The organism is Pseudomonas sp. HD6422, from assembly GCF_025377065.1.
Taxonomy (GTDB): domain Bacteria; phylum Pseudomonadota; class Gammaproteobacteria; order Pseudomonadales; family Pseudomonadaceae; genus Aquipseudomonas; species Aquipseudomonas putida_U.
On record NZ_JAHWIW010000020.1, the window covers coordinates 105,837 to 116,816 of the forward strand.

The window sequence follows — 10,980 nt, forward strand, 5'->3', positions numbered from 1 at the left end:
TTTCTTGTGGCCGTGTCGGGCTGTTCAGGTATTGCAAAAAGCTGACCAGGTGGGCAAAAAACTGCATTTCGTGGGGTGCCGGTGGTTTGGCCACGGCGGGGTGGAGCAGGTCTGGTGCGTGATGCTTGCGTGGGTGCACCTGGCTGGTGCGCAGGTGCTGATGGCCCTATCGCCTGGTCACCGCCCGGCCTTCCACGGCTGGCCGAGGGATACCGGTGCATACAAACGGGTCTTGAGCGCATTGCGCGACAGCACCACCAGCACCAGGATCGTCGCCACGTAGGGCAGCATCGCCAGCAGGTTGGCCGGGAAACTCACACCGATGCCCTGGGCGACCAAGTGGAGGATGCTCGCCAGGCCGAACAGGTAGGCACCGAGCAGCACCCGGAACACCCGCCAGCTGGCGAACACCACCAGCGCCAGGGCGATCCAGCCGCGCCCGGCAGTCATGTTCTCCGCCCACATCGGCGTGTAGGCCAGCGACAGGTAGCCACCGGCAAGCCCGGCCAATGCACCGCCGAACAACACCGCCAAAGTGCGCACACGCAGGACGGGCAGGCCCATGGCGCTGGCGGCATCGGGATTCTCGCCGACGGCCTGCAGCACCAGGCCGATGCGGCTTTTCAGCAGCACCCAGGCAATCAGTGCGAACAACGCAAACGACAGGTAGACCAGCACATCCTGGTTGAACAGCATGTGACCGACTATCGGCAGGTCGGCCAGCAGCGGCAGGGCTACCGGCTCGAATCCGGTCAGCGGCTTACCGACCCAGGCGCTGCCGACGAAGGACGACAGGCCGACGCCGAAGATGGTCAGAGCCAGGCCCGTGGCGACCTGGTTGGCCTGACAGCCGAGCGCCACCAGGGCGAACAGTGCCGACAGCAGCATGCCGGCCAGACACGCCATCAACACGCCGAGCCACAGGTTGCCAGTGGCGAAGGCGGCGATGAAGCCCACCACCGCACCGAACAGCATCATGCCTTCCTGGCCGAGGTTGAGTACGCCGCTCTTTTCGCAGACCAGTTCGCCGAGTGCGACCAGCAGCAGTGGGGTGCCACAGCGCACCATGGCGTAGAGGATGTTGCCCAGCAGATCGAGATCCATAGTCGAAGCCTCAGCCTGCGCGCCCTGGGCGGCAGGCAAACGAGTAGGTCAAGGGGGGTCAGGCGCTGGCGGTTTCCGCCAGCGGCGCGCGGCGGCGCCATTGCAGGTTCAGGCGCGGTCGGTAAAGGATCAGTACGTCGCAGGCCAGCAGGTAGAACAGCATCATTCCCTGGAACAGCCCAGTCAGCGACTGCGGCAGGTTGAGGGTCATCTGCGCGTTCTCGCCGCCCAGGTAGAGCAGCGCCATCAGCAGGCCGGCAACCAGAATGCCGAGTGGGTTCAGGCGCCCGAGAAAGGCCACGGTGATCGCCGCATAGCCGTAGCCGGGCGATACCTGCGGCACCAGTTGGCCGATTGGTCCGCTGACTTCGCAGACCCCCGCCAAGCCCGCCAGGCCGCCGCTGATCAACAGCGCCAGCCAGACCAGGCGCTTTTCGCGAAAGCCGACGAAGCCGGCGGCGCGCTGGTCGAGTCCCAGCACCTTGATCTGGAAGCCCAGGAAGCTTTTGTGCAGCAGCACCCACGACGCCACCAGGGCCAGCAGCACGAAATACAGGCCCACGTGCAGTCGGCCATCCTCGAACAGTGCAGGCAGGCGGCTGGCATCGCCGAACATCGCCGACTGCGGGAAGCTGAAGCCGTCCGGATCTTTCAATGGACCATGCACGAAGTACAGCAGCAGGTTCAAGGCGATGTAGTTGAGCATGATGGTGGTGAGGATTTCGTTGGCGTTGAAGTGGGTGCGCAGCCAGGCGGCGAGCGCCCCCCACAGTGCCCCCGCGACGGTGCCGGCGGCCAATACCCAGAACAACGCCCAGCGGCTGTCCCAGTCGATGATCTGGATCGCCAGGGCACTGCCGGCCAACGCGCCGATCAGCAATTGGCCTTCGGCGCCGATGTTCCAGATGCGCGCCTGGTAAGCCACAGCCAGTCCGAAAGCGCAGAGCAGGATCGGCAAAGCCTTGAGCAGCAGTTCGCAAAGGCCGTAGAAATCGCTGATCGGTTCGATCAGCAAGGTGTGCAACGTCAGCAGCGGATCATGCCCCAAGGCGCTGAACAGCAGGGCGCCGCTGACCAGGGTCAGCAGGCCGGCAAGCAGCGGAGACAGCAGCAACATGGCGCGCGATTGCTGGGTACGGGGTTCAAGGGATAGCAACATGGCGGGCTCTCGTCAGGCAGCGTCTTGCGGGGTATCGAACTGGCCGGCCATCCAGCCGCCGACCTCCACGGTATGGGTCTGGGCGGTGGCCTTGAGCGGCGAAAGACGTCCGCTGCACAACGCACCGATACGGTCGCTGATCTGGAACAGCTCATCGAGGTCCTCGGAGATCACCAGGATCGCCGCGCCAGCGTCACGCAGGGCGATCAAGGCGCGGTGGATGGCGGCGGCGGCACCGACGTCGACGCCCCAGGTGGGGTGGGCGGCGATCAGCAGCTTGGGGTTCTGCAGGATTTCGCGACCCAGGATGAATTTCTGCAGGTTGCCGCCGGACAGGCTACGTGCAGTGGCCTGGGTGTCGGGTGTCTTTACCGCGAAGCGTTGGATGATCTGCTCGGCCAGTGCCTGTACCTTGCTCGAGCGGATCATCCCGTGGCTGAGCAGACCTTGCTGGAAGGCGCTGAGCAGGGCGTTGTCGGCCAAGGTCATGTCCGGCACGGCACCGTGACCCAGGCGTTCGGCCGGCACGAAGGCCAGGCCCAAGGCGCGACGGGCATCGGGGTAGAGGTGGGCCATCGGCTGGTTGTCCAAGGTGATGCGCTCGCGCTCGCCGGTGGGCAGGCGGGTTTCACCACTGAGCAACGCCAGCAGTTCGTCCTGGCCATTGCCGGCGACCCCGGCGATACCGACGATTTCACCACTACGTACCTCCAGGCGCAGGTGCTCGAACGAGGTGCCGAATGGGTCCTCGTTGCGCCAGCACAGGTCGTCCACGCGCAAGCGCGGCAGGCCTCCTGCACGTTTTTCATAGCTGGCCTCCAGCCCTTCGGCGTCGCCGACCATCAGCCGCGCCAGTTCCAGGTCGCTGCATCGGGCCGGCTCGCAGTCCCCGGAAACCCGTCCGCCGCGCAGCACGGTGGCACTGTGGCAAAGAGCGCGGACCTCGTTGAGCTTGTGGCTGATGAACAAGATGCTGCAGCCTTCGGCGGCCAGCGCGCGCAAGGTGACGAACAGCTCGTCGACCTCCTGTGGCGTCAGTACCGAAGTGGGCTCATCGAGAATCAACAGCTTGATGTCTTGCATCAGGCAGCGAACGATCTCCACCCGTTGACGCTCGCCGATCGACAGGCTGTGCACCAGGCGCTCGGGGGCCAGGCCCATGCCATAGCGCTGTGAAACCTCGCGGATACGTGGCGCCAGTTGCCGCGGCGTACCGGCTTCGCGACCTAGGGCCAAAGCGATGTTTTCCGCCACGCTCAGGGTTTCGAACAGGGAGAAGTGCTGGAACACCATGCCGATACCCAGCTGGCGGGCCTGGGCGGGATCGCGTACCTGTACCGGACGGCCCTCCCACAGTACCTGGCCGGCGTCCGGCGCGGTGACGCCGTAGATGATTTTCATCAGGGTGCTCTTGCCTGCGCCGTTCTCGCCGAGCAGGGCATGGATTTCGCCGGCGGCGATGCGCAGGTCAATGCGGTCGTTGGCCAGCGTGCCTGGATAGCGCTTGGTGATGGCGCGCAGTTCCAGGCGCAGGGGCGAGGGGGATTCGGACATGAGGCTGCTCGAAGTGAAGGGGTTGAGCAGCCTGGAAGCAAAAACATGGCCAAGTGGTCAGATTATTGTGCAAGGCCCCGTGTTAAAGGGTTTGGCTATGCAGGGTCGTGGTCGCAACAGGGCAATGCCAGGGATGGATGGGCGGTTTTGGGGCGCCATGGCGGTCAAAGTGGTGCGAGGTGTTCGCTTGGCGTTTGCGGCGGACACCCCCACGGGCAAGTCACTGGTTCAGGGCGAACGCCACCGCGGCCCGGGCGTGCAGCTCGGTGGTATCGAGCAGGGGCACGCGGCTGTGCTCGGGTTTGATCAGCAGGCCGATTTCGGTACAGCCGAGGATGATCGCTTGAGCGCCGCGGGCCGCGAGCGATTCGATGACGGCTTGGTAGGCCGTGCGTGAGGCCGGATCGATGATCCCCACGCATAACTCGTCGTAGATGATCCGATGCACCGTCTGCCGCTCGGCGGCATCCGGCACCAGGACCTGCAGCCCCATGTCGCGCAGGCGGCTCTTGAGAAAATCCTCTTCCATGGTGAAGGCGGTACCCAGCAGACCGACTGTCGTAGCCCCGGTCGCGAGCGCCGCCTGGCCGGTTGGATCGGCAATGTGCAGGAACGGGATGCTGACTGCAGCCTGAATCTGCGCCGCGACCTTGTGCATGGTGTTGGTGCAGAGCACCACGCAATCGGCCCCTCCGGCTTCCAGGCGCCGCGCCGCATCCACCAGGATCGCCGCAGCGTCATCCCAGCGTCCGGCGTGCTGAGCTTGCTCGACAGGCCCGAAGTCGACGCTGTAGATTAGCGCTTGCGCTGAGCGCAGGGGGCCCAGGCAGTCGCGCACCTGTTGGTTGATGAGGCGATAGTATTCGGCGCTGGATTCCCAGCTCATGCCGCCGATAAGGCCGATGGTGCGCATGCGGTGCTCCCGTTATGGTCGATCGTTCACCCGGGAGTGTCCGATGCAAGCAGCGGATGGTCTATCAGGAAATTTCAGATGTTGAGTCACAGCCTGCTGGACGACAGACTCTGCCTGCAGCTGCTCCCGCGCGCGGCGTACAGTTCCCGCGATCCGGTGCGCTGGGCCTCCTTGGGCATTACCCTGGAGCGGCAACAGGGGGTGCATGCGATCGATTCGGACCGCCGGGTGGATTTCGATACCTACGCCGGCGTGCTGGCCCAGACGCCGGTCGGCGTCGATGTGTTTTCCGAGTCCGCCAGGGGAGGCGAGTACCTGGTGCTGCGCCTGGAGACGACGCTGGCCCAGCAGTTGCTCCCGGCGAGCACTGGGCGTGTCCAGGCCAGCGGGCAGCGCCGCGCCTTGCAGCAAGCGATGGCGCTTCGACGCTTGCTGCTCGCCCCACGAGCCGATCGCCTGGCGCTGGAGGAGGCTGCGATGGGCTTCATCGCCCAGGCGAATGCGCCTATCCTGCCGTCGAAGGTCGAGGCTGGGGCATTGAGCCAGGTGCTGGACCGAATCGGCGATGAACATCATCAGCCTCTGAGCCTGGCGCAGCTGGCCAGTACGTACGGGCACGACGCGCTTCGGTTCCTGCGTGATTTCACCCAGGTTATGGGCGTCACGCCCCATGCCTATCTGGTGCAGGTCCGCCTGCAGACCGCCCGGTGCCTGATCGAACAGACCGACCAGCCTCTGGCCTCCATCGCGCTGGAGGCAGGCTTTGCGCACCAGTCGCACATGGGCAGTGCGTTCCGCAAGCATCTGGGCATGACACCTGGACAGTACCGACTGCGGATGGGGTCGTGTTCGCCGCCATAGCCAAACCAAAAAATGCAGCGAAAGCACCCTCCGGTCAATTACCCTATTTCCCCCTCTCATCTCGCCGGAGCCCATCCATGAGCAACACCTCATTTCGCCACCCCATCGACCAAGATGCCGAGCGCTGCTATGCCATCGAAATCGGTGCTTATGAAGGTGACGAAGCCGCAACCCTGGAAAAAATCCGTACCCGGATCGCTCACTATCCCCAAGGCTTCCTGCTGCTGGAAGCAGCGGATGAGATCGTGGGCTTCATCAACAGCGGCTGCGCCCACGAGGTGGTGATGTCCGACGAGGACTTCAAGGAACTGATCGGCCACGATCCGCAGGCGCCGAATGTGGTGATCATGTCGGTGGTCGTCGACCCGGCCCACCAAGGCAAGGGCTACGCCAAACAGCTGATGGATGAATTCATCGCCCTCATGCGCGCCCAGGGCAAGGCGACCATCCACCTGATGTGCAAGGAACGCCATGTCGACTTGTATCGCAAGCTGGGCTACCAGTACGTGCGGCCCTCGCCCTCGGACCACGGTGGAATGGCCTGGCATGAAATGCTCATGACCCTGTAATCAGCCACCCACGGCGTGTGTAGACTGTGACCCTGATCGACGACAAGGACATCGTGATGCTTCCCAACCAGTCCGATATCGACGCGCTGTTGCGCTTTCTGCCGCTTCTCTACCCTGGTGGAAAGGCCATCGAAGCCTACACCTTCAAAGAAGGGCAATCTTGGCCGATCTACGCCAAGGTGGTCGACGACTTCTACCAGGAGGCATGCAAGGATTGCTGGCTCGCCCTCGACTACCGTTCCACGGCCGATCGCCTGGTCAGTGAGCCAGACGCCATCGAGCAAGCCAGTCTTGAGCAGTTGCAAAGCCTGGTCACCTACTACGTGAGGGGTGAGCGTTTTTGCGATGGGCACTGGGGCGCGATGATCGCCAAGGGCTATGTACGACGTCTGTTCGCCCGTCTGGCGCAACTGCGTGAGGCGATGTAGGACGTTTTGCACAAACCCCTTGGATCTGCTTCTTGACGTAAATTAGAATCAGTCACATTTACGTTTCCGCAGAGCCTTCCCCCATGACCGAAGCCGCGCCGTCCCAGGAGCACAATCTGCCAGCCCTCTATCGCGATCACCGCGGCTGGCTGGAGACTTGGCTGCGGCGCCGCCTGGGTAATGCCTGGGATGCCGCCGACCTCAGCCAGGATACCTTCTTGCGGGTGCTGGCCAGTACCCAGCCACTGGCCGACATCCGCGAGCCGCGGGCGTACCTGCTCACCGTGGGCAAGCGCCTGCTGAGCAACTTCCACCAGCGGCGCAGCCTCGAACAGGCCTATCTGGACGCGCTGGCGCAGCTACCCGAACAGAACCAGCCATCGCCAGAACAACGCTGGATCCTGTTGGAAACCCTGCAGGCTCTGGATGAATTGCTAAACGGGCTAAAGGCCCCAGTGCGCAAGGCGTTTCTCTGGAGCCAGCTGGAAGGCCTGGGCTATTGTGAGATCGCCACGCGCCTGGCGGTGTCCGAGCGGACGGTCAAACGCTACATGGCGCAGGCTTACGAACATTGCTTGCTGGCGCAGCTGTGATGTCGGGCGCTAACGCTGATGCCCGCGCGGTGATACGCGCCGCCGCACGCTGGCTGGCACTGGTGGAGTCCGGCGAGGCCGGTGACAGCGAGCTGCAGCGTCTGGCGCAGTGGCGGGCCAGTGATACCCGCCACGAACAGGCCTGGCAGCAAGCGATGCACCTGCGCCAGCGGTTTTCCCAGTTGCCCAGCGAATTGGCCCTGGCCACTCTCGATCGCCCGCAGACCAGCCGTCGCGCACTGCTCAAGCAGGCACTGGCTGTGGCGGCTTTGCTTCCTACCGGCTGGATGCTGGCGCGGCAGTTGCCGCTGGAGAGCTGGACGGCCGATGTGCGCACCGAGGTAGGCGAGCGCAGGCAGTTGACCCTGGCAGACGGCACCTTGCTCGCCCTGAACACCGACAGTGCAGTGGACATCGACCTGACGTCGCGCCGGGTGAAACTGCTACGGGGCGAAGTGGCGGTGAGCCTGCCCGGCAGCCTGGGGCTCGCGGTCGAGGTGCCCTTCGGGCGGGTAGCGCTGGCTTCCGGGGAAGTCTGCCTACGGCTGTTCGATGAGACGTGCCGGGTGTCGGTGATCAAGGGCTCGGCCATCTTGCAGCCATCGCGCGGCGATGTCCTGACGCTGGACAGTGGTCAGCAGGCCAGTCTCCACGCACAGGGCGCAGGTCCGGCCCGTGGCCTGGACGAATGGCTCCTCGGTTGGCGCGAGGGTGTGCTGCGCCTGGACGATCGGCCCCTGGGTGACCTGCTGCGGGAACTGCGTCGCTATCGCCCTGGGATGCTGCGCTGGTCTTCCGCGCTGGAGACCCTGCGGGTCACCGGCACCTTCCGCCTCGACGATACCGATCAGGTCCTCGCGCTGCTCGCTGCCAGCCTGCCCGTGGAGGTGCATGCGCGTACCCGATATTGGGTCACGCTGGTGCCGCGGGAAAATCGTGCTTGAGGCTGTCCCCTTTTTTTCACTCGTCGGTCATTACCGGTAGAGAGAAATCAAAGGAGCCTTTCTCAATGTCCGCCGTAAAGTCTTGCCGCCTGATGCACATCGGGTTTGCCATGAGCCTGTTCCTCAATGCGCCCAGTTGGGCTGACGAAAGCGCACGACGTAGCTACGACGTGCCCTCCGGCAGCCTGGGTGCGGCGCTGACCCGGTTCGCCGACCAGGCCGGCGTCAGTCTGTCGCTCGATCCGGCGCTGGTCAGTGGCCGGCAGAGCGGCGGGTTGTCGGGTAGCTACCGGGTCGATGAAGGCTTCCTGCTGCTGCTCCAGGGCAGTGGCTTGCAGTTGCATGCGGTAGGCGAGGGTGCATTCACCTTGGTGCCGGCCTCCCAGGGCGCGAACGCCCTGGAGATCGCCCCGACCAGCATCGTCGGCGGTCAGTCGCTGGACAACGATGGTCAGCCATACGCCGGCGGTCAGGTCGCCCGCAAGGGTTCCCAGGGCCTGCTGGGCGCCCGGGACTTCATGGAAACGCCGTTCAGCATGACCACCTACACCCACGAGTTGGTGAAGAACCAGCAGGCGCGCACGCTGGGCGATCTGATCGCCAGTGACCCGTCGGTACGTGCCACCAACCCTGCAGGCGGGCGTTTCGAGCAATTCACCATCCGCGGCTTCAGTTTGTTCAACAGCGATGTGTCCTACAACGGCTTGTACGGAATCTTGCCGACCTATTCCATCGATATGGAAATGGCCGATCGCGTCGACATCATCAAGGGCCCCAGCCAGCTGATCAATGGCATCTCGCCACGGGGCAGCGTCGGTGGCGGTATCAATGTGGTGCCCAAACGGGCGGGCGAGCAGCCTGTCACCGAGTTCACCGGTAGCTATGCTTCAGGGAGCCAGGTCGGAGGTGCGGTGGATATCGGGCGTCGTTTTGGCGAGGGCGAGCGATTCGGCATGCGTTTCAATGGCGTCAAGCAGTCCGGCGATACCGAGTGGGACCATCAGAGCGTCGACCGCGAGATGGCGGTGCTGGGGCTGGATTTTCGTGGCGAGCGCCTGCGTCTTTCGGCCGACCTGGGGCATACCGAGCGCGATACCGATGCGCCACAAGAGCGGGTGCTGGTGGGTGCCAATGCCAAGGTGCCTGACGCCAACGATGTGCATCGCAACTATGCCCAGGCCTGGAGCAAGGCGCGTACCAACGACACCTTCGGCGCACTGAACGCGGAGTACGATATCAGCGACTCGCTGCTGGCCTATGGCGCGGTCGGGGCGCGCAAGAGCAATCATGATTTCCTCCGCCATAACGTATCGATCGTCAACGATGCCGGCGATTTCACCGTGCAACCGCGTGATTTCACCCGAGACGAAACGGTACGGACTGCCATGGCCGGCTTGCGCAAGTGGTTTCACACAGGTCCCGTCAGCCACGAACTGAACCTTGCAGCCAGCTACTTCTACATGGACTTCACCAACGGCGGTGCGCGCTACGCCTCGGCGCCCAGCAACCTCTACGACCCGGTGACCACGCCCACTCCGGCCACGCCTACGCGCACCGATGCCGAGGTGTACACCGAGAACCGCTTTTCCGGCATCGCCCTGGCCGACACCCTGGGCTTTTTCGACGACCGTTTGCTGCTGACCTTGGGCGCCCGCTGGCAGCGGGTCCAGGTCGATGACTGGAGCGGTGGGGTCAAGGGCGACACGGCCTATGATGAAGAAAAGCTGTCGCCCTCGGGCGGTGTGCTGCTCAAGGTCACCGACCAGCTTTCACTCTATGCCAACTACATGGAAGGTTTGAGCCAAGGCAAGATCGCCCCATCGACCTCGATCAACGAGGACCAGATCTTCCCGCCGTTCACCAGTCGCCAGGTCGAGGTCGGGGCCAAGTACGATCTGGGCCGCGTGGCATTCACCGCCAGTGCCTTCCGAATTCGCCAACCTGCCTACGAGACCAACCCCGGCACCCGGGTGTTCGGCCCCAATGGCAAGCGTGACAACCGCGGTATCGAGTTGAGTGTGTTCGGCGAGCCGCTGGGGGGTGTACGTGTCCTGGGCGGGGTGATGTACATCGACAGCGAACTGACCGATACCGTGGGCGGTGCCTACGATGGCAATCGCGCACCGGCAACGTCTGAATACAACGTCAACCTTGGCGCCGAATGGGACATACCTGGCGTCAGCGGGCTGACCCTGACGGCACGGGGCATCCATTCGAGCTCGCAATACCTGGACCAGAACAACAGCAAGCAGATCGATGGTTGGGAAAGGTTCGACCTGGGCGCACGCTATGCCTTCAAGGTCGATGCTACCGAAGTGACTTTGCGCGCCAGTGTCGAGAACGTCATGGATGAGCGTTACTGGGCCTCGGCGGGGGCATCGGATGACAGCGAGCCGGGGCTGACGTTGTCTACGCCGCGGACGTATTTGTTGTCGGCTACCTTGGGGTTTTGAGGCGCGTGGAGATGTGAGGCGAGCGACCTCTTCGCGGGCAAGCCCGTTCCTAAAGGGGAGTCGCCAACTTCGAACTCGGCGCCGTACCTGTGGGAGCGGGCTTGCCCGCGAACACCGGCTATGCCGGTGCCATCCCCCAGCGAGCTCAGGAAATCAACACCTTGGACACAAATGACCCTACCCGCGCATCAACGCCGGCATCGAAACCCTCGAAGCAGTTAAGTCGACAATTCTTACAGTTATTTAGGAAGCCCGTAACTCCTTCCTGAAGCGCTTCCTCGCTAGTGTTCAGGCCTCAGCCGGCCATGCCTTTGAGGAAGGAAGCTTCATGAGCATCAGCAAAGCCATCCATATCGCCATGCAGGAGGAGATTCCCAACCCGCACGGCACCTGCAAAGCCTG

Annotated in this window: 10 protein-coding genes; 6 read left to right on the top strand and 4 right to left on the bottom strand. The window is 63.8% G+C overall.

The genetic code is table 11. From position 1 onward, the window contains the following. Nucleotides 1–177: 177 nt before the first annotated feature. The 4 genes from KY379_RS16140 to KY379_RS16155 form a co-directional block, all read right to left on the bottom strand. Nucleotides 178–1,104, bottom strand: coding sequence for an ABC transporter permease (locus KY379_RS16140; protein WP_133329043.1), 927 nt, complete (start codon nt 1,102–1,104; stop codon nt 178–180). A gap of 58 nt (nt 1,105–1,162) precedes the next feature. Further along, a complete protein-coding gene (locus KY379_RS16145) occupies nt 1,163–2,263 on the bottom strand; it encodes an ABC transporter permease (protein WP_196172309.1) in 1,101 nt (366 codons plus the stop codon). A 12-nt stretch (nt 2,264–2,275) separates the two neighbouring features. After that, entirely contained in the window at nt 2,276–3,817 is a 1,542-nt protein-coding gene (locus KY379_RS16150) for an ABC transporter ATP-binding protein (protein WP_261240796.1), read from the bottom strand. Nucleotides 3,818–4,037: 220 nt separating this feature from the next. Further along, nucleotides 4,038–4,730 carry an aspartate/glutamate racemase family protein gene (locus KY379_RS16155; protein WP_261240798.1) on the bottom strand — a complete coding sequence of 231 codons (693 nt, stop codon included), beginning with the start codon at nt 4,728–4,730 and terminating at the stop codon, nt 4,038–4,040. Nucleotides 4,731–4,808: 78 nt separating this feature from the next. Between KY379_RS16155 and KY379_RS16160 the strand changes: the two genes are divergently transcribed. From KY379_RS16160 to KY379_RS16185, 6 genes are all read left to right on the top strand, one after another. Further along, complete coding sequence (locus KY379_RS16160) at nt 4,809–5,591, top strand: helix-turn-helix transcriptional regulator (protein ID WP_261240799.1); 783 nt, start codon at nt 4,809–4,811, stop codon at nt 5,589–5,591. A gap of 77 nt (nt 5,592–5,668) precedes the next feature. Continuing rightward, the gene (locus tag KY379_RS16165) at nt 5,669–6,160 is read left to right on the top strand and encodes a GNAT family N-acetyltransferase (RefSeq protein WP_196172313.1); all 492 of its coding nucleotides are present in this window, start codon (nt 5,669–5,671) and stop codon (nt 6,158–6,160) included. A 26-nt stretch (nt 6,161–6,186) separates the two neighbouring features. Continuing rightward, nucleotides 6,187–6,588, top strand: a complete 402-nt coding sequence (locus KY379_RS16170) for a DUF6508 domain-containing protein (RefSeq protein WP_261240800.1) — start codon at nt 6,187–6,189, stop codon at nt 6,586–6,588. 83 nt (nt 6,589–6,671) lie between these two features. Further along, nucleotides 6,672–7,181, top strand: a complete 510-nt coding sequence (locus tag KY379_RS16175) for a sigma-70 family RNA polymerase sigma factor (RefSeq protein WP_261240801.1) — start codon at nt 6,672–6,674, stop codon at nt 7,179–7,181. After that, nucleotides 7,181–8,125 (top strand): FecR domain-containing protein, encoded by a 945-nt coding sequence (locus tag KY379_RS16180; RefSeq protein ID WP_261240802.1) that lies wholly within the window; start codon nt 7,181–7,183, stop codon nt 8,123–8,125. The genes KY379_RS16175 and KY379_RS16180 overlap by 1 nt, the downstream gene beginning before the upstream one ends. A 65-nt stretch (nt 8,126–8,190) precedes the next feature. Beyond that, the gene (locus tag KY379_RS16185; protein WP_261240803.1) at nt 8,191–10,578 is read left to right on the top strand and encodes a TonB-dependent receptor; all 2,388 of its coding nucleotides are present in this window, start codon (nt 8,191–8,193) and stop codon (nt 10,576–10,578) included. Nucleotides 10,579–10,980 lie beyond the last annotated feature (402 nt).